The sequence below is a fragment of the Enemella evansiae genome, from assembly GCF_002250705.1.
Lineage (GTDB): Bacteria > Actinomycetota > Actinomycetes > Propionibacteriales > Propionibacteriaceae > Enemella > Enemella evansiae.
In genome coordinates, this window is sequence record NZ_NMVP01000002.1 from 82,150 (window position 1) to 100,320 (window position 18,171).

Annotated in this window: 18 protein-coding genes; 16 read left to right on the forward strand and 2 right to left on the reverse strand. The window is 69.3% G+C overall.

Annotated features, from left to right (window positions below; genetic code table 11):
• Positions 1-92: 92 nt before the first annotated feature.
• The gene (locus tag BI335_RS04240) at positions 93-647 is read right to left on the reverse strand and encodes a TetR/AcrR family transcriptional regulator (protein ID WP_172421736.1); all 555 of its coding nucleotides are present in this window, start codon (positions 645-647) and stop codon (positions 93-95) included.
• 194 nt (positions 648-841) lie between these two features.
• Between BI335_RS04240 and BI335_RS04245 the strand changes: the two genes are divergently transcribed.
• The 10 genes from BI335_RS04245 (at position 842) to BI335_RS04290 (ending at position 11,214) form a co-directional block, all read left to right on the forward strand.
• The gene (locus BI335_RS04245) at positions 842-1,417 is read left to right on the forward strand and encodes a DUF2617 family protein (RefSeq protein WP_166646750.1); all 576 of its coding nucleotides are present in this window, start codon (positions 842-844) and stop codon (positions 1,415-1,417) included.
• Positions 1,402-1,674: a hypothetical protein gene (locus BI335_RS04250; RefSeq protein ID WP_094405929.1), complete on the forward strand. Its 273-nt coding sequence runs from the start codon at positions 1,402-1,404 to the stop codon at positions 1,672-1,674. The genes BI335_RS04245 and BI335_RS04250 overlap by 16 nt, the downstream gene beginning before the upstream one ends.
• 36 nt (positions 1,675-1,710) lie before the next feature.
• Positions 1,711-2,142 (forward strand): DUF350 domain-containing protein, encoded by a 432-nt coding sequence (locus tag BI335_RS04255; RefSeq protein ID WP_094355173.1) that lies wholly within the window; start codon positions 1,711-1,713, stop codon positions 2,140-2,142.
• On the forward strand, positions 2,139-3,785 hold the full coding sequence (locus BI335_RS04260; RefSeq protein ID WP_229119442.1) for a polyamine aminopropyltransferase: 1,647 nt from the start codon (positions 2,139-2,141) through the stop codon (positions 3,783-3,785). Before BI335_RS04255 ends, BI335_RS04260 begins: the two co-directional genes overlap by 4 nt.
• Positions 3,786-3,945: 160 nt before the next feature.
• Positions 3,946-4,665, forward strand: coding sequence for an EcsC family protein (locus BI335_RS04265; RefSeq protein ID WP_094429773.1), 720 nt, complete (start codon positions 3,946-3,948; stop codon positions 4,663-4,665).
• 39 nt (positions 4,666-4,704) lie between these two features.
• Positions 4,705-5,718 carry an NADP-dependent oxidoreductase gene (locus tag BI335_RS04270; protein WP_094429774.1) on the forward strand — a complete coding sequence of 338 codons (1,014 nt, stop codon included), beginning with the start codon at positions 4,705-4,707 and terminating at the stop codon, positions 5,716-5,718.
• Between the two features lie 115 nt (positions 5,719-5,833).
• A complete protein-coding gene (locus BI335_RS04275; protein WP_229119443.1) occupies positions 5,834-6,781 on the forward strand; it encodes a phosphate/phosphite/phosphonate ABC transporter substrate-binding protein in 948 nt (315 codons plus the stop codon).
• 9 nt (positions 6,782-6,790) lie between these two features.
• The gene (gene phnC / locus BI335_RS04280; RefSeq protein WP_094403118.1) at positions 6,791-7,627 is read left to right on the forward strand and encodes a phosphonate ABC transporter ATP-binding protein; all 837 of its coding nucleotides are present in this window, start codon (positions 6,791-6,793) and stop codon (positions 7,625-7,627) included.
• Positions 7,624-9,336, forward strand: a complete 1,713-nt coding sequence (phnE, locus tag BI335_RS04285; RefSeq protein ID WP_094429776.1) for a phosphonate ABC transporter, permease protein PhnE — start codon at positions 7,624-7,626, stop codon at positions 9,334-9,336. Before phnC ends, phnE begins: the two co-directional genes overlap by 4 nt.
• 201 nt (positions 9,337-9,537) lie before the next feature.
• Positions 9,538-11,214 carry a hypothetical protein gene (locus tag BI335_RS04290; RefSeq protein ID WP_094429777.1) on the forward strand — a complete coding sequence of 559 codons (1,677 nt, stop codon included), beginning with the start codon at positions 9,538-9,540 and terminating at the stop codon, positions 11,212-11,214.
• 267 nt (positions 11,215-11,481) lie between these two features.
• Here BI335_RS04290 and BI335_RS04295 read toward each other — a convergent pair whose 3' ends face one another.
• Positions 11,482-12,609, reverse strand: a complete 1,128-nt coding sequence (locus BI335_RS04295; RefSeq protein ID WP_229119444.1) for a TIGR03364 family FAD-dependent oxidoreductase — start codon at positions 12,607-12,609, stop codon at positions 11,482-11,484.
• Between the two features lie 132 nt (positions 12,610-12,741).
• Between BI335_RS04295 and BI335_RS04300 the strand changes: the two genes are divergently transcribed.
• From BI335_RS04300 to BI335_RS04325, 6 genes are all read left to right on the forward strand, one after another.
• The gene (locus BI335_RS04300) at positions 12,742-13,428 is read left to right on the forward strand and encodes an HAD family hydrolase (RefSeq protein WP_094429778.1); all 687 of its coding nucleotides are present in this window, start codon (positions 12,742-12,744) and stop codon (positions 13,426-13,428) included.
• A complete protein-coding gene (locus BI335_RS04305) occupies positions 13,425-14,120 on the forward strand; it encodes a GntR family transcriptional regulator (protein WP_094405924.1) in 696 nt (231 codons plus the stop codon). The genes BI335_RS04300 and BI335_RS04305 overlap by 4 nt, the downstream gene beginning before the upstream one ends.
• Before the next feature lie 115 nt (positions 14,121-14,235).
• A complete protein-coding gene (locus BI335_RS04310) occupies positions 14,236-14,667 on the forward strand; it encodes a phosphonate C-P lyase system protein PhnG (RefSeq protein WP_094403108.1) in 432 nt (143 codons plus the stop codon).
• Positions 14,664-15,245 (forward strand): phosphonate C-P lyase system protein PhnH, encoded by a 582-nt coding sequence (locus BI335_RS04315; protein WP_166646751.1) that lies wholly within the window; start codon positions 14,664-14,666, stop codon positions 15,243-15,245. Before BI335_RS04310 ends, BI335_RS04315 begins: the two co-directional genes overlap by 4 nt.
• A complete protein-coding gene (locus BI335_RS04320) occupies positions 15,242-16,366 on the forward strand; it encodes a carbon-phosphorus lyase complex subunit PhnI (RefSeq protein ID WP_094403102.1) in 1,125 nt (374 codons plus the stop codon). The genes BI335_RS04315 and BI335_RS04320 overlap by 4 nt, the downstream gene beginning before the upstream one ends.
• Positions 16,356-18,155 (forward strand): alpha-D-ribose 1-methylphosphonate 5-phosphate C-P-lyase PhnJ, encoded by a 1,800-nt coding sequence (locus tag BI335_RS04325; protein ID WP_094355185.1) that lies wholly within the window; start codon positions 16,356-16,358, stop codon positions 18,153-18,155. The genes BI335_RS04320 and BI335_RS04325 overlap by 11 nt, the downstream gene beginning before the upstream one ends.
• Positions 18,156-18,171 lie beyond the last annotated feature (16 nt).

Consider the following 18,171-nt stretch of genomic DNA (forward strand, 5'->3'; position numbering starts at 1 on the left):
CACCTACCGGGCGGCCGGTAGAAGACATTAGGCCTTGTCACCACCCCCGGCCAATCCGGCGGATCCCCGAACCGACCCGGGGTCGTCTCCGCCTAGAGGCGGAGCAGCTCGTTGACCACCTGCAACAGTTCGTCCACCACTTCGTCCTCGCCGGCGTCCGGGGCGACCTCACCGGCCGAGAGCGCGACCCCGGCGGCGGCCAGGGCGCAGCGGGCGCGCAGCAGATCGGCATTGGAGGGGTCCGGCCCGGCCAGCCAGCGCTGCACCCGGTTGCCGGCCTCGACCAGCTCACCGGCCCGTTCGGCCAGGGCGTTCAGCACGCTGGGGTCGGTGGCCACCAGCGACCCGATCTCGCGGTGGCGTACCAACCCCTGGAGATAGCGCCGCATCAACCGCTCCACCCCGGCCCGATCGCGGGTGAGGCCCGCCAACTGGGCCGCGACATCACGGAACTCGACGACCACCGGATCCAGGATCGCCTCCAGCAGCGCCAGCTTCGAGGGGAAGTGGTAGTAGAGCGAGGCCTTGGTGATGCCGACCTCCTCGGCGATCTCCCGCAGGCTGGTCTGCTCGAATCCCTGGCGCCGCATCAACCGGATCGCCGCGTCGATGATCGCGGCCTTGGTGTCCGAGCTCGGCGATGGCATGGGGGCATTCTGGCGAGTCCGCCCGCCGGCGCCAAACCCGGGCCGGGTCGGCGCGCCCACCGGAGGAGATGAACCACTTCTCACAAACAGGTCACGACTGCGGGAACGACACGGACGACTCCGGCCGTCCATGCCTACACTGTGCTCGCCCGCCGGAGGGGATCCGGCGGACAATTTGTGGGAGGAACAGCCCAGTGACTGACCTGGTCGCCCGGACACCCTTCGCGGACACCCGCGCGAGCGATCTGCGATTCTCCGCCGGTAAGGCGCTTCGGCGCGGTCGGCGCGCCCTGCCGACCGCCCTGGCCGAATGCCCCGGGCCCAGCGCCGGCGGCGCGAGCTGCACCCTGCGGATCCTCGGCGCCTCCCATCAGGTGGTGCTGGATCTCGGCGACTGCCGCTGGGTGGAGACGCTCTCCTGCGGCACCGACGGGGAGCCGGTGAACTTTCCCAACGGCAGCGTGCAGCTGATCGGCGACTGGGCGTACGCCTGCCGGATGGAGCTCGATCTGGCTCCCGATGCCGCCGCGATGGCGGCGGTGTCCGCCGGCCTGGACGAGTTGCAGCACACGGTACGCCTGGGCGTGCGCTTCGCCGGCGACCCGCACGCCCGCACCGTGATCGGCGCCTCGGTGCGCCGCGACGGTGCCACCGAGGTGCTCACCTGGGAGACCTGGCACCTCTATCCGCAGCACGGCGAGATCGTGCACACTGTGTCCACCGCACAGGTGCTGACCAACTGGGAGGGAGCGGCATGTCCGACGCACTGAAACGGCGTGGGCTGCTCGCCCTGATCGGTGGCGCGGCACTGCTGCCACTGGTCGGCTGCAGCAGCAACGCCCGCTGCCGGGAGCAGTACATCGCGCAGTACCGATCGACCCATGCCGGCGCCTCGCCCTCCGAGGCCGAGATCGCCAGCGCGTGCGCCACCTCCCGGTCGCGCTCGGGCACCAGCGGTGGCTACTACGGCACCGGCTACCGCGGCTCCCGCCGCGGCGGTAGCAGCAGCAGTTCCGGCGGCAAGTGAACGGCCGGTTCGTGGCCACCGAGATGATGGAGTGACATGCCTGAGATTGCACAGATCGGCTTCGACATCCTCGCCAGCCTCGCCTATGGCGTGGTCAGCCTGATCCTGATGGTGCTGGGTGTCTGGCTGGTCGACCTGCTCACCCCCGGCAAGCTGGTCGACCTGATCTGGCGCGAGCGCAAGGTGGCGCCGGTGATCCACGTGGCCTCGGCGATCCTCGCGGTGGCGCTGATCATCCGGCAGGCGATCCTCTCCTCGGCCGACCAGCTGGTACCCGGGCTGATCTCGACCGCCGTCTACGGCGTGATCGGGCTGATCCTGATGGCGATCGCGTTCTTCGTGATCGATGCGATCACCCCCGGCAAGCTCGGTGAACTGTTGACCTCCGAAGGCATGCACCCCGCGGTCTGGGTGACCGCGGCCTCGCAGATCTCGGTCGGCCTGATCATGGCCGCCGCCATCTCGTGACCCGGGCCGGGGACCAGCTGACGGAAACCGGGCCCCGCGCACTGCCCCGCCGGGCCGGGGCGCTGGTCTTCGGCGCCGTCTTCCTCTGCGCCAGCTGCGGCATGGTCTATGAGCTGGCGCTGATCGCGATCGGCTCCTATCTGCTCGGCAACGCCGTGGTGCAGGCCTCGATCGTGCTCTCGGTGATGGTCTTCGCGATGGGCATCGGCGCGCTGCTGTCCAAGCGGCTCGTCGGGCGCGCGGCGGCCGGGTTCGCGGTGATCGAACTGGCCCTCGGCCTGCTCGGCGGGATGAGCGTGGTGCTGCTCTACACCAGCTTCGCCTGGTTGCAGGCGTACACCCTGGCCCTGGTCATCCTGGCCCTGCTGATCGGCGGCCTGATCGGCGCGGAGATCCCGCTGCTGATGAACCTGCTGCAACAGATCCGACAGCGCCGCGCCTCCGACGAGGTCGCCGACATGTTCGCCGCGGACTATGTGGGCGGGCTGGTCGGCGGGTTGGTGTTCCCCTTCCTGCTGCTGCCCACCCTCGGGCTGTTGAAGGGCACCCTGGTCACCGGTGCGGTGAACGCGGTGGTCGGTTCGGTGGTGGTGCTCTGGCTGTTCCGCGACACCATCGCCCGCCGAGTACGCCGAGTGCTCACCGCGGGACTGGCGCTGGTGCTCGCCCTGCTCGCCGCCACCTGGGTGTTCAGCGACGAGATCGAGGTGACCAGTCGCCAGCAGCTCTACAGCGCGCCGATCATCCACGCCGAACGCACGCCCTATCAGGAGATCGTGCTCACCCGCCTCGAACCGCGCGACGACACCCGCCTCTTCCTGAACGGCAACCTGCAGCTGTCCTCAACCGACGAGTACCGCTACCACGAGGCGCTGGTGCATCCGGTGATGGCGCCGGACGCGAACGGAGCCACCCCGAAGCGGGTGCTGGTGCTCGGCGGCGGGGACGGGATGGCGGTCCGGGAACTGCTCAAGTATCCGGTCGAACAGATCACCCTGGTCGACCTCGATCCCGCGATGACCCGGTTGGCACGCACCAATCCCCGGCTGCGCGAGCTGAACCGTGGCTCCCTCGACGACCCCCGGGTGCGGATCATCAACGACGACGCCTTTTCGTATCTGCGCAGCAATGCCGGGGCCTCCGGCGCCCGGGTGCAGTTCGACGCGATCGTCCAGGATCTGCCCGATCCGAGCAACGAGGCACTCGCGAAGCTCTATTCGGTCGAGATGTTCGGGATGGCGCGCAATGCCCTGGCCCCGCAGGGGCGGATGGTGGTGCAGTCCACCTCGCCCTACTTCGCCAGGGACGCCTATTGGTGCATCGGCGCGACCCTGCGGGAGGCCGGGTTCGCCACCAGCGGCTACCACGTCGACGTGCCCAGCTTCGGCGACTGGGGGTTCTTCCTGGTCTCCCGACCCGGGGAGGCCGGCGCCGCCGCCGGCGGACAGGCCGATCCGCAGGCACCCGGTGGGCCGCCGGTGACGATGTCGCCGACGCTGACCGATCTGCGGTTCCTCACCCCCGAGGTGCTGGCCGGCGCCCGGGCGTTCCCGCGGGACGCCGGTTATCGGCCGGTCAAGGTGTCGACCCTGCTGGAGCCGGCAGTGATGGAGTACCACCGCAAGGGCTGGCGTACCTATTGAGCGGAGGCGTTTGATTCCCCGTGGGTGATGGGTATCCACACATACGGTCGGGGCGCCGCTTGGGGCGTACCTCGGGGGCGCTGGGGCGTACCTGTGAGCCCGCACCACCCGCTTTTGTCGACATATGCAAGGATCGGCGCAAACCGATCGAGGAGGAGAGATGGGACTGTTCGACCTGATCCGTGGCGGGCGTAAGAACGACGCCGCGACCACCCGCTCGGCCCTGGACGAGGCCCGGGACCCCCAGGCCGACTCCGATGGTGCGGTGAACCGGCTGATCCAGAAGATTCTCGCCACCGGGCTCGACGGCGCCGGCCCGTACGCCTCTGCGGTCAAGGTCGCCGAGAAGGCCCGTTCGTCCAGCAAGGACACCGACAAGGCGATCTCGAAGATCATCTCCCAGCACACCCGCACCGGTGCGGCCGGCGGTTTCGTCACCAGCCTGGGCGGCTTCATCACCCTGCCGGTGGCGCTGCCGGTGAACGTGTTCGAGTTCTATGTGCAGGCGACCCGGATGGTCGGCGCGATCGCCACGCTGCGCGGTTACGACGTCAGCCAGCCCGACATCCGCACCGCGGTGCTGCTGACCCTGGTGGGCCAGGATTCGCAGAAGGTGCTGAAGGACGCCGGCGTACCGGTCGGCGCGCTCGGTGGCCGGGTGACCGCCCTGGCGCTGCGCGGGCTGCCGCGCTCGGCGCTGATGGTGATCAACAAGGCGATCGGGTTCCGGGTGCTGCGTTCGGTCGGCACCAAGTCGCTGTCCCGCCTCGGCCGGATGGTGCCCGTCGCCGGCGGTGCGCTCGGTGGCGCCCTGGACGGTTGGCTGATGAAGCGGATCGGCAAGGCGGCGCAGAAGGAGTTCCCGACCCTGCGCGGCTGATTCGGGAATAGTCCCCGCGGGGGCGGGGTTGGCCGAAGCATGGATACCACGCGCATCGTGCTCGCCGCCCGCCCCCATGGGGAACCCACTCGGGACGATTTCCGCACCGAAACGGTCGCCCTACCCGACCCGCAGGCCGGTGAGGCCCTGCTGCAGACGGTCTTCCTGTCCCTGGATCCCTACATGCGCGGCCGGATGAACGACGCGAAGTCCTACGCCGCCCCGGTGGAGCTCGGCCAGACGATGGTCGGGGCCACGGTCTCCCGGGTGCTCGAGGCCCCCGGTGGCGAGTTCGCTCCCGGTGACCTGGTGCTCGGTTACGGCGGTTGGCAGACCCATTCGGTCGAGCCCGTCGCCGGGTTGCGGAAGCTCGATCCGGAGCTGGCGCGGCCGTCGACCGCACTGGGTGTGTTCGGGATGCCCGGGCTGACCGCGTACACCGGCCTGCTCACCATCGGCCAGCCCAAGCCGGGTGAGACCGTCGTCGTGGCGGCCGCGACCGGACCGGTCGGTGCGACCGTCGGCCAGATCGCGAAGCTCAAGGGTGCGCGGGTGGTCGGCATCGCCGGCGGGCCGGAGAAGGTTGCGTACCTGGAAGAACTCGGTTTCGATGCCGCGATCGACCACCGTGCCCCCGACTTCATCGAGCAGCTGACCGCGGCCACCCCCGACGGCATCGACGTCTATTTCGAGAACGTCGGCGGTGCGGTCTGGGATGCGGTGATCCCGCGGCTGAACACTTACGCCCGGGTACCGGTGTGCGGCCAGGTGGCGACCTACAACGACACCGAGCTGCCCGACGGACCGGACCGGGTCGGTTGGCTGATGCGCCAGATCCTGCAGCGCAGCCTGACCGTCCGCGGCTTCATCCAGACCGAGTTCGCCGACCAGACCCCGCAGTTCCTGCAGGACATGGGTGCGTGGGTACGCGAGGGCGAGGTGCGCTACCGCGAGCATGTCGTCGAGGGCCTCGACAACGCCTTCGATGCCTTCCTGGGCATGCTTTCCGGCCGGAACTTCGGCAAGACGGTGGTGCAGGTCTCCGAGTTGTAGCCCAAGTAGGCGAAGGGCTCGCTCGGGCGTTGCCGGCCGTTCACCCGCGCTGCCATCCCGATTCGTCGGGTTCGTTTTGAGTTGCTCCCACACACGAGCGACTCAAGGAGCAGTAGTGACCACGAACCGCACCCGCGCCCTCTATCTGGCGGCGTCCCTGACCCTGGTCCTGGCGACCGCTGCCTGTGGGCAGTCCGCGGCCGAGCCCGCCGCCGGGCCGGACGGGAGCAAGGACACCATCGTGCTGGCCGCGGTGCCGTCGGAGCAGTCGCAGAGCCTGCAGAGCCAGTACGACAACATCATCAAGCTGCTGGAGCAGGAGACCGGCAAGAAGGTCGAGTTCCAGAACGCCACCGACTATGCCGCGGTGATCGAAGGGCAGCGGGCCGGCAAGATCGACCTGGCGGGTTACGGTCCGTTCTCCTACAAGATCGCCAAGGACGGCGGCGTACCCGTCGAGCCGATCGGCACCCCGGTCAAGACCAAGGACACTCCGCCCGGGTACTACTCGATGGGCTGGGCGCCGGGCAACTCGCCGGTGAGCTCGCTGAACGATTTCCGTGGCAAGAAGGTCTGCTTCGTCGACAAGGCCTCCACCTCCGGTTATCTCTATCCGACCGCGGGCCTGATGGCGGCCGGGATCGACCCGGAGAAGGACATCACCCCGGTGATGGCCGGTGGTCACGACGCCTCGCTGCTGGCGATCAAATCCGGCCAGTGCGATGTCGGTTTCGCCTACGACACGATGATCGACCAGGTGGTCTCCAAGGGCCAGCTGCAGCAGGGCGATGTCAAGCAGGTCTGGAAATCCGAGCAGATCGCCGGTTCGCCGCTGGCGATGAACACCCAGACCCTGGACGCCGACACCCAGGCCAAGATCCGGACCGCGATCACCACCAAGGCCAACGCGCCGGCGCTGATCGAGGCGGGCATCTGCACCCCCGAGAAGTGCGACCTGCCGGACAAGGTCAAGTACGGCTATGTCGCGATCAACGACTCGGCCTACGAGGGTGTCCGCAAGGTGTGCGAGGTGACGAAGTCCGAAGCCTGCAGCCAGGCCTGAGGTGCAACGATGACCGAAGCCACCGTCACGCTTTCCCATGTCACCAAGCGATTCAGCCCGACTGTCACCGGTCTGGACGACGTCACCGTCTCCTTCGCCGGTAATCGGGTCACGGCACTGCTGGGGCTCTCCGGCTCGGGCAAGTCGACGCTGCTGCGGCACGTCAACGGCCTGCACCGTCCCAGCAGTGGGGAGGTGACGGTGCTCGGTACCCGGGTGGACACCGCGGGCAAGGCCGAGTTGCGCCGGCTGCGGCGCCAGATCGGTTTCATCTTCCAGCACTTCAATCTGGTCGGGCCGATGTCGGTGCTGGAGAACGTCTGCACCGGCCGGCTCGGCCACCTGCGCGGACCGCGGCTCTCCCTGTTGAGCTATCCGAAACAGGTACGCCGGGACGCACTGGAGCAGCTCGACCGGGTCGGGTTGGCCGACCGGGCGTACCAGCGCGCCGACACGCTGTCAGGTGGTCAGCAGCAGCGGGTGGCGATCGCACGGGCGCTGATCCAGCGGCCGAAGATCCTGCTGGCCGATGAGCCGGTGGCCTCACTGGATCCGGTGTCGGCGCAGCAGGTGATGGAGCTGATCGGACGGATCAGCCGGGAGGAGCAGCTCACCGTGCTCTGCAGCCTGCACCAGGTGCAGCTGGCGATGGCCTTCTCCGACCAGATCGTCGGGCTGCGGCAGGGCCAGGTGGTGCTGGATCGGGAGACCGCCGACATCGACCGCGGTGAGGCGTTCGAGATCTATTCGAGCGTGGCCGGTGAGGACGAGGATCCGGTTCCCGACTCCTCGACGACCGGGCCGAGCACGGTCGTCGGTACGCCGGAAGCCGTCGTCGGCCGATGACGACGATCAAGATCGACCGGCCGCAATCCTCGGCGGGATTGACTTTCCCGCCCCGTCCGGCACCGAGCGTGCGCGGTGTCGCGGCGGCGGTGATCATGCTCGGGCTGCTCGCCGCGGCGATCTGGTCGACGATCGAGCTGCGGATCAATGTGGCCTCGTTCATCGACTCCGCCGACAACGCCGGACGGTTCATCCGACGGATGGTGCCACTGGACTTTCCACCCGCCGGGGAGCTGCTCGGGCTGATCGGTCAGACCCTGTCGATCGTGCTGCTGGCGACGTTGCTCGGGGTGGTGCTGTCGATTCCGGTGGCACTGCTGGCGGCCTGGAACACCACGACCGGGAACGGGGTCCGGGTGGTCAGTCGCGGGGTGATCGTGCTCGCCCGGGCGATCCCCGATCTGATCCTGGCGATCTTCTTCATGCGGGTCTTCGGTCTGGGCGCGCTCCCCGGGGTGATCGCGATGGGGCTGCATTCGGTCGGCATGGTCGGCAAGCTGTACGCCGACGCGATCGAATCGCTGGACAACGGGCCGCAGGAAGCGATCCGCGCTGCCGGGGGCGGCCGCTTGCAGCAGATCACCGCGGGGATCCTGGTGCCGCTCACCCCGCAGATCATCGCGACCGCCCTGCACCGTTTCGACATCAACCTGCGCACCTCGGTGCTGCTGGGTTATGTCGGGGTGGGTGGCATCGGGCTGGCGATGGCGGATTCGCTGCGCTCGTTGAACTATCGGCGCGGGATGGCATTGGCGTTCGCGGTGCTGGTGCTGTGCATCGCGGTGGAGCTGCTATCCGGGGCGTTGCGCACCGCGATCCTGGCGCAGACCGGCAGCAGCGGTGGCCGGACCAGCTGGAGCGACCGACTGACCCGACGCATCGCCGGCGTCGGTGATCGTGGTTCGGCGGCGGCGGTTGGGGCGAGGGAGCGGTTGAGCCCGCCCTGGGACGGAGCGCGGCAGGGCCGGTTCGGTGGCATCGCGGTGTTCGTGATGCTGATCGTCGCGGCGTTCATCGGCTCCGGGATCAGGCCCACCGATCTGGTGGCCGGGATCGGGAAAGTCATTCCCACGATGGGATTCTTCCTGCCGCCGGGTGGCTGGGACATCATCGACGACATCGCCGCCCAGATGCTGATGACGATCCAGATCGGGCTGGCGGCGACGCTGCTCGGTGCGATCCTGGCGATCCCGGTCGGGATCCTGGCGGCCCGCAATGTGGTCGGCAATCGGGTGGTGGCGACCTGTCTGCGGGTGTTCATCGTGATCGTGCGTGGCATTCCCGAGCTGATCGTGGCGATCATCTTCGTCGTCATCTCCGGACTGGGTGGGGTGGCCGGCACGATGGCCCTGGCGATCGGCGCGGTCGGGTTGCTCGGCAAACTGGTCGCGGATTCACTGGAGGAGACCGATACCGCCGCGCAGGATGCCCTGCGCGCCTCCGGAGCGACCCGGTTGCAGGTCTTCTTCGGTGCCACCCTGCGGCAGGCGCTGCCAGCCTTCGTCGCCCATCTGATGTACCTGCTGGACGTCAACATCCGCTCCGCCACCCTGCTCGGCATCGTCGGCGCCGGTGGCATCGGCTTCTTGCTGCTGAACGCGGCCCGGGTGCTCGAATTCCCCGTGGTGACGACGATCCTGCTCTTCATCCTGGCAACCGTCCTGATCGTCGAAGCGCTCGCCGTCTTCGTCCGCAAAGCCGTCCGCTGATCCATACGCGCCGGCTGAGCGAGGAACGCAGCGACGAGTCGAAACAAGGCCCCCCACGTTCATCGAGTAGTCGGCCATGCGCAGCGAAGCGGAGCAATGGCCGACGTGTCGAGATGAATCCAGAAACTTTCCTCAAACCCTTGAGTTATTCGAACACGGTGACTAATGTTGGATGTAGCAGTTGAGAGGAGGTGACCAACGATGACCACCGAACGAGCCGAAGTGTTCGCAGCGATCCGCGCCGAGAGCGACACCATCGCCCAGGCCGAAGCCCGCCGCCTGGTCGCGATCGCCGCCGCCTGCGACACCTACTCCGGGTTGAACACCCACACCGACGAACTCACCGCCAGGGTTCTGCACGGTGAACAGCTCGTGTTCCCCGGCGCCGACGGTACGCCGGGGATCACCGAGTTCTTCCACCTCGAGTTGGCGATGTCGCTGGGGTGTTCACCGGAGACCGCGCAGGTCTGGACCGCCGACGTGTTGAATCTTCGCCATCGGCATCCGATCCTGTGGCAGGCCACCCTGGACTGCGACATCCCCGTCTGGGTCGCCCGCGACATCTCCCGCGCCGCCTTGCACCTCTCCTTCACCCAGGCCCGCGAGTTCGACTCCCTCTGGTCCCTCCGTCTGGTCAACCTCACGCCAAAGCGCGCGGTCGCGACGACCGAGGCTCAGGTCGCGCTGATTCTCAACGACGACAAGGAAGCCGAACGCCAGGCCGCGAAGAAGCAGCGCCGCGTCGAGTTCACCCCGAACAGGACCATCGCTGGCATCACCGACCTCTACGCCAACCTCGACACCGGCGACGCCGCCCACCTGAACGGCACCCTCGACCGCCTCGCCGACGTGCTCAAGGCCGGTGGCTCCACCGCGTCCCGTGACGAGTTGCGGGCCGAAGCCCTCGGCCACCTCGCCCATCCCGACCGGGCCCGGCAACTCTTGCAACCCTCATTGTTCGACGGCGCGACCGTCACGCCTACCGGTGAGGTGGTCAACAAGCACGGGGAGATCGTCACGTCCACCAGTGAGCGCTGCCGGCATGGCGACGAGTTGATCCTGCACGTCACCGGTGCCGATCTGGCCAAGGGTCGTGGCGGCGAAGGCGACGCGCTCGGACCGGTCACCCTCCAGCATCTGAAAGAGCTGCTCGCCCAGTGCGGCGGGACCGTGAAGGTGCGACCGGTCATCGACCTGGCCGCCCCGATGATGGTGAACACCTACCGACCCAGCGACGAACTCGCCATGCGCATCAAACTCCGCGACCGATATGTCATGTTTCCCCGATCGAATCGCAGCGCGTTCGGCCGCGGGATCGACCTGGACCATACGATTCCCGCCCCGGAGGGGCCGACGAGCTCGGACAACCTGGGGCCGTTGAACCGGTCAGCCCACCGCGCCAGAACCCACGCCGGATTCACCCTCGAGCAACCCTCCCCCGGGGTGTTCCACTGGAAAACACCGGCAGGGCAGGAAGCCTGGGTCAGCCGCCACGGCACCTGGGACCATCCACCACCCGACCATCTGATCAACGACCCGGCCGCCTCGCTGTCCCGGACCGAACAACTCCTCCGCGACACCCTGATCAACGGGCAGGCCCAGTTGGAGAAGGAACAGGCCGAAGCCGAACAAGCCGCCGACGAAGCCCGCGAGCGCGAGCGACTCCGCCGCGCCCGCAAGAACCAACGCCTCCGCGACCTACGCCAGGCTGCCCGCGAACAAGCCGAGGCCACGAAGCGGTCCCGAGCCGCGGAGCCGAACGAGCCGCAGCGGAACAGGGCCACACGGAAGAAGGCAGAGCAACCGGCCTCGTCGATACTGCGGCCTGCCCTGCTCCCCCACCAGGGAAGCGAATCCGTCGAACCCGCACCCTTCTGAACCGGTCGGGGCATCATCCTTCGGTCCGAGCATGGTGTGCCATGCCCCAACCGAACTCCCATGCCCCAACACCGAGCGCGCAGTCAACACCCACGTTGGTTGAGCGAGGAGCGCAGCGACGAGTCGAAGGGCGCTCCGCCAACATGGGTTCATCTCGACACGGTCGCTGCGCGACCTACTCGATGAACGTGAAAGACACGGTCGCTGCGCGACCTACTCGATGAACGTGGTGAGACTCGCTCGCTCAGCCCACGTACCGGTGGAACCTCAGGTGGCGAGTTCGTCGAGGACGCGGCGGGCGAGACCGAAGCTGAGGGTCATGCCGACGCCGCTGGTCACCGAGACCACCGAGGTCCGCGGATCGAGGTGTCGGACCAACAGATCGGACTGCGGGCTGGCGGCGTACACGCCCTGCCAGCGTTGCCGGACCCGTAACCGGTCGACGCCGAGCACCATCGCGATCTCCGCCAGCAGCCGGTCGCTGATTCCCTCGTCCAGGAAGGGATCCTGGCTCACCGCGTACCGGTGCGAGTCGCCGACCAGGAGCGATCCATCGGGCCGTGGCGCGAACATCACATTCGCCACCATCTCCACCAGCTCGGGCGCCTGGCCCGTGACCTCCGCGCGGACCGCCTCGGCAGCCGGCATCGCCGCCAGCCCGCCATAACGCAGCATCGATGTCGCGGTCAGCACCGCCGCATGTGTGGACAGCCCCGGTGGCGGTTCGACCAGCGCCATCTGCAGGGCACAGCGCTGCAGCTCGACCTGGTCGGCGACCTCCGGCCACAACAGGTCCACGTCGTGCCCCACGCAGACGATCACCTGCTCCGCCCGCAGCTCCCCACGCGTGGTCCGCACCATCCCGTCCGCAGCCCCCAGGCACGCGGTCCGCCAGTCGATCGGCACCCCCGTCCCGGCCAGCCAGTCCGCCAACCGGGCCACGGTGGTCCGCGGATCGACCCGCAGATCCTGGGTCAGCGCGACCGCCCCGACCAATCCGGGCAGCTCCCGCTCCCCACCGGTCAGCAACCCCGCCGCCGCACCGGCACTCAGCAACCGGCCGCGGTCCGGCCGCGCAGCGACGAACTCCTCCAGCACCGCGAACTGCGCAGTGCTGCGGGCCACCACCAGTCCCCCGTCGGTACGCACCGGCAACCCCGACTCCGCGGCCGTCGCCAACCAGCCCTCCCGGGAGGCCCGCACCAACGCGTCATGCTCATCGGGCTGCGCGCTCAGACCGCAGTGCCCGAAGTTGCGGATCGAGGCACCCACCGCCCGCTCGTCCCGATCGATCACCCGCACCGACAAGCCCCGCCGCCGGGCCTCGATGGCATGGGCCAGACCGACGATGCCGGCCCCGACCACGATCAGATCAGCACTGCTCTGCACACTCACCCGGCCATCCTGCCCGGGCACCGATCCCCGACAAGGGGTGCGCGACGACTTGTAGCACCATTCACCGCCCGTTAACCCAGCTGTCGACAACTGCTGGTGGCGATCCGCCTAGCATGCGGCCCGGAGGTCCCCATGCAGCAGCACAACACCCGTCCGGCGCTGATCGCTTTCGACATCGCCGGCACCACCGTCGACGAACACGGCATCGTCTACGCCACGCTGCGCGAGGTCACCCTCGCCGCCGGCGCACGCTACGACGACGACACCTTCGCGCGCTGGACCGGCCGGGAGAAACGGGCCGCGATCGCCGGACTGCTCGGCGCCGACACCGACGAGGCCACCATCGACCGGGTGCACCGCGAGTTCACCACCGAGCTCACCCGTCGGTACGCCGAGCAGCCGCCCGCCCCCTGCCCCGGGATCGAGGCGGCCTTCGACGAACTCCGCGACCTCGGCGTACGCCTGGCGCTGACGACCGGTTTCGACCGGCCGACCACCGACCAGCTGCTCGATGCCCTGGGCTGGACCGACGGCCGATTGGCTGCGGTGGTCTGCGCCACCGAGGTCGCCCAGGGACGCCCCGCCCCCGACCTGATCCAGGCGGTGATGCGGCAGCTGCAGATCACCGATCCGGACCAGGTGTGGGCGGTCGGTGACACCGCCGCCGATCTGGGTGCCGCGGCGGCCGCCGGAGTCGCCGGAGTCGGCGTACTCACCGGAGCCGGAACCCGGGAGATCCTCACCGCACAACCACATCTGGCGATCCTGGACACCGCGGCCCAGATCACCGAACTCGTCGCCGCCGCACCGGAATCGTGAGCGATCCACGCAGCCGGCAGGTGGCGGCCGAACTGGCCGAGGAGATCCGGACCCTGCCCAAGGGCACCCGGGTCCCCAGCGAACACCAGCTGATGGCCCGCTTCGGGGTGTCCCGATCCACCGCGCGCAGCGCCCTGCAGCAGCTCGAACACCCGTATCTGGTTCGCCGTTCCCAGGGCGCCGGCACCTTCGTGCACCGTCGCCTCGACTACGTGATCTCCCGCAACCGGCGCCCCTCACTGCACCACCAGCTCGACGAATCCGGTTCGCGGGCGCGCACCTTCGTGCTCTCGGTCCGCCGCGAGCAGCCACCGCCCGAGGTCCGCGAACTGCTCGGCGGCACCGGCCCACTGACCCGGCTGGAACGGCTCGCCTATCTCGACGACGAGGTCGTCACCTTCCTGCAGGAGTGGTTCGCCGACGATGTCGTGCCGCACCTCGAGGTCGGCATGAATGTGATCGACTCGGTCGAGGAACTGCTGCGTGGGTTGCGTTTCTCCCCGGTACGCAGCTGGTGCCGGGTCACCGTGGACGTGCCCCCGGACCGGGTCTGCGACCGGTTGGAACTCGATCACGGCTCGCACGCCTGGAGCGTTGACTCGTTGAACCTCGACCAGGAGACCGGGCGGCCGCTGTTCGTCAGCTGCAATTGGACCCGGATCGACCTGATCCGCTTCGTCTGCGAGTTGTGACCCGCCGGTCCTTCCTGATCGGCCGCACCAACCCAGGACCGGCTTCACGTTGTCGTAACCCGGTGTTTGCCGCCCGGCCCGGCGATCGCCACGGCCCCGCAGCAGGCTGACTGCCGTGACCGAGACCCACACCCGCGAGGAGCTGGCCGAACAGCTCAGCCTCGCCGATCCGAGCACGCTCGTCGAGATCGCCGAACTCTGCCTCGACGCACACGACCTGCAGGTGGTCCGCGGCCCCGAGGTGGGCACCGTCGCCACCCAGGTCCGCGAACCGATCGCCGGGACCCGCTTCCTGCTCGCCGACGTCCTCGCCAGCTCCGCCGAGGTCCGCCTGGCCGGCACCCCCGGTTGGGCGATGCGGATGGGCGCCGACCCCGAGGCCGCCCTCGCGCAGGCCATCTGCGACGCCGAACTGCAGCGCGACGGGGCGTACGCCGATCGGCTGCGGCGGCTCTGCGCCGACGTCGCCACCACCACCCGGATGGAGCGCGCCGCCGAATGGGAGCGATTGTGCGGCACCATCGTCGAGTTCGAGGAGATCCCGTGACCACCGCCACCCACACCGTGCTGCTGGACGAAACCGAACGACAGCAGGTTTTCCGGGCCTGCCTGGGCGCCCTGTCCCGCCCCGGCACCTGGCATCCGCTGCAGGTCACCCGGCACCCCGCCGCCCGCCTCCCGCTGCTCGCCCTCACCGATCTGATGACCCCGATCGCCGCCCTCGGCGACCGCCCCGACACCACCCGGGCCATCGAGGAGATCGCCGGGCTCACCCGCGCACCGATCGCAACCATCGGTGACGCCCGCTGGCTGCTGGCCGACCCCGACCCGGCACCCGGCCTGCTCGCCGAGCTGCGTCAGGGCACCGATCAGGAACCCCAGCTCGGCGCCATGCTGGTGCTGCCGCTGCCGGTCTCCAGCGCCACCGGCTGGGCCTATCGGTTGAGCGGCCCCGGCATCAAGGACCAGCGCCCCAGCGAACTGTCCCTCAGCCCCGGCCTGGTCCAGGCGCGGGCCGAGCTGCTCACCGACTATCCGCGCGGTTTCGACCTGCTCTGCGTCACCGAGGACCATCGCGTACTCGGCCTACCGCGGACCACTGTGATCACCGAGGAGACCCGATGACCTACGCCGGCACGAATCGCGGCGGCACCACCGCCATCCTGACCGCCGAGTCGCTGGTCCGCGAGGATGCCGAACGGCTGGCCACCGACCTCGACCCGGTCGGGGTCGCCCAGGTGCAGCGCCACTTTCCCGAGGCCCTCGATCGGTTGATGGGTGAGGCCGCGCTCTGGGACCGCGAGCTGGCCGCGATCGCCTTCCTGCAGGCCCGTGGCGACCTCCCGGAGGCGGTCCACCTGCTCCGCGCGCACCGCTCGACCCTGCCCCGGTTGGCGGTCAGCGAACCGGTCGATCCCGACGAGATCCAGCTGCTGCGGCGGATCGTGCCGGCCCATCGCAGCCCCGACGGGCCGCAACTGCTCGGCCGCACCGTCGACTACACCGCCCGGTTGCTGCGCGCCCCCGGCGCCGCCGACCCGCTGCCACCGACCGCCGACCTGCTGGACGCCGAACCGGCCGAGGACGGCACGCACCCCGACCGGCCGCCGCAGCGCTACAGCCGCTGGCTCGCCGACCGCGATCTGCTCACCGCACGCGGTGACGACGGTGACCCCGAACCGTTCGACCTGGCGCTGCAGAACATCACCCTGCCGGCGCCACGATCGGCGCTGCTCTCGGCGATGGCGATGGCCGAGACCGGCGGGCTGATCGCCCAGTGGTATCGCAACATTCTCGGACCCGACGGGTACGCCGACGAGTCGGTCACCCTCGGCGACGTGCGGCATGGGCGGCTCCCGGTGCGGGTCACCCACCCGCACACCGGCAACCCGGTGGCCATCGGGACGATCGACACCAGCGAGTGCGAGGCGATCGCCCACCTCGACGAACGCGGTGAGGACCCCTCGCGGTTCGATGTCGGCTTCGGCATGGCGCTGGGGCACAACGAACGCAAGGCGATCTCGATGTCCATCATGGACCTGGCCGCGCACCGCTACGCCGACTCCCCCGAGGGGCGGCCGCTGCAGCAGCTGATCCTGATGACCACCGATGGCCTTGCCAGCAACGGATTCCTGGAGCATCTCAAGCTCCCCCACTACGTCACCTTCCGCTCCATGGTCGACCGCGCGGTCGCGGCCGGTCAGGAGGATTCCCCACGCCAGCAGGAGTGCGACCATGACCACTGAGCTGAGACCAGGCAGCAGCATCGAGGAGCTGACCTCCCGGCTGCGGCCCACCGACGACCGGCCGACCGTGCTCGACGAACAGGGCAAGCGGGAGGTGCGCCGGGCCTGCCTGTCCGCGGTCTGCATCCCCGGTCACCAGATCCCCTTCGGCTCCCGGGAGATGCCGGTCGCCCGCGGCTGGGGCTCCGGCGGCCTCCAGGTCACCCTGGCGATCGGTTCGGCCACCGATACCGTCAAGGTGATCGACCAGGGTGATGAGGAGGGTGTCAACGCGGTCAACCTGCGCCGGCTGATCCGCGGCACCCTCGGCTGCGGTGCCACCGGTGACACCCGCGATGCCAGCATCATCCAGTCCCGGCACCGGATCCCCGAGGACCGGCTGCGCGCCGACCAGATCGTGGTGCTGCAGGTCCCGGTCTCCGAACCGTTGCGGCCCATCGAACGCAGCGTCGCCGAGTGCCGCCGGATGCACGGCGAGGCGGACTATTCGCGGATGTGGGTGGCGATGTATGAGGACCTGGTCACCGGCGGGGTCGTCAACGCCGCGGCCGGTTATCCGGTGATGGTGCACCACCGGCACCTGATGGCACCCAGCCCGATCCCGCGCTGGGACGTGCCGCGGCTCAACGACTCCGACCACCTCACCCTGCTCTCCCACGGCCGCGACAAGCGGCTCTATGCCGTGCCCCCGCACACCCACGTCGAACCACTCAGTTTCGACGACGTCCCGTTCGAGGTGGAGTACACCGAGGGCGCGGCCTGTGCGCTGTGCGGCTCGGACGACACCTACCTGGTGCAGACCCGCGGCGGTGACTGGCTGTGCTCCGATGTGGAGTGGTGCGCCCGGGTGCGCAGCGCTGACGTCGACCCCGCCGACCACCGCCGGATCGCCCCACTGGACTGGTTGCCCGACCCGCGCCGGCGAGTCCGCGCCACCGCGGAAACCCTGCGTGGCAAGGAGGATCTCGGCACCGCCGAGGTGCGCAGCCGCACCGCACCCGGTGCGGAGTGGTCACTCAAGGTCGAGGATCTGGGCAAGACCTATCCGGCTGGCCGGGGCTCGACCGCGGTGCGCGCGGTCGACTCGGTGAGCTTCGATGTCGCCCCCGGTGAGGCACTCGGCATCATCGGCGAATCCGGTTCCGGCAAGTCGACGGTGATGCGCTGCATCATCGGCGAGGAGACCACGACCGAGGGCCGGGTGCTGCTCGCCGACGTCGATGACGGGCGGACCAATGTGCTCACCCTCGACGCGCCGGAGCGCCGCGCGCTGCGCATCGGCACCCTGGCCGTGGTGCACCAGGATCCGTCCGCGGGGTTGAACCTGCGGATCAGTGCCGGTGGCAACATCGCCGACCGGTTGACCGCCGCCGGCTGGCGCTCCTATCACGACATCCGCCGGCGGGCGGCCGCGCTGCTCGACCGGGTCGAGGTGCCGCTGTCCCGGATGGACGATGTGGTCGGCCAGTTCTCCGGCGGCATGCGGCAGCGGGTGCAGATCGCCAAGGCGCTGGCCGGGGACCCGCAGGTGCTGCTGCTGGACGAACCGACCACCGGCCTGGACGCCTCGGTGGCCGCCGGGGTGCTCGACCTGCTGCGCGAACTGCTCGCCGAGCGGGAGATCGCGGTCGCGGTGGTCAGTCACGACTTCGCGGTGATCTCCGCCCTCACCGACCGGGCCCTGGTGATGCGCGAGGGCCGGGTCGTCGAGCAGGGCCTCACCGATCAGCTGTTCGCCGACCCGCACCACCCCTACACCCAGCGGCTCGTCGCGGCCGCCGGAGCCTGAGGAGAATCCCCGTGAG

Bases quoted from the DNA above. Each gene is read 5' to 3' on its own strand.
- BI335_RS04240 (WP_172421736.1), bottom strand. From the start codon at position 647: ATGCCATCGCCGAGCTCGGACACCAAGGCCGCGATCATCGACGCGGCG.
- BI335_RS04250 (WP_094405929.1), top strand. From the start codon at position 1,402: ATGTCCGACGCACTGAAACGGCGTGGGCTGCTCGCCCTGATCGGTGGC.
- BI335_RS04255 (WP_094355173.1), top strand. From the start codon at position 1,711: ATGCCTGAGATTGCACAGATCGGCTTCGACATCCTCGCCAGCCTCGCC.
- BI335_RS04265 (WP_094429773.1), top strand. From the start codon at position 3,946: ATGGGACTGTTCGACCTGATCCGTGGCGGGCGTAAGAACGACGCCGCG.
- BI335_RS04270 (WP_094429774.1), top strand. From the start codon at position 4,705: ATGGATACCACGCGCATCGTGCTCGCCGCCCGCCCCCATGGGGAACCC.
- phnC (WP_094403118.1), top strand. From the start codon at position 6,791: ATGACCGAAGCCACCGTCACGCTTTCCCATGTCACCAAGCGATTCAGC.
- phnE (WP_094429776.1), top strand. From the start codon at position 7,624: ATGACGACGATCAAGATCGACCGGCCGCAATCCTCGGCGGGATTGACT.
- BI335_RS04290 (WP_094429777.1), top strand. From the start codon at position 9,538: ATGACCACCGAACGAGCCGAAGTGTTCGCAGCGATCCGCGCCGAGAGC.
- BI335_RS04300 (WP_094429778.1), top strand. From the start codon at position 12,742: ATGCAGCAGCACAACACCCGTCCGGCGCTGATCGCTTTCGACATCGCC.
- BI335_RS04320 (WP_094403102.1), top strand. From the start codon at position 15,242: ATGACCTACGCCGGCACGAATCGCGGCGGCACCACCGCCATCCTGACC.
- BI335_RS04325 (WP_094355185.1), top strand. From the start codon at position 16,356: ATGACCACTGAGCTGAGACCAGGCAGCAGCATCGAGGAGCTGACCTCC.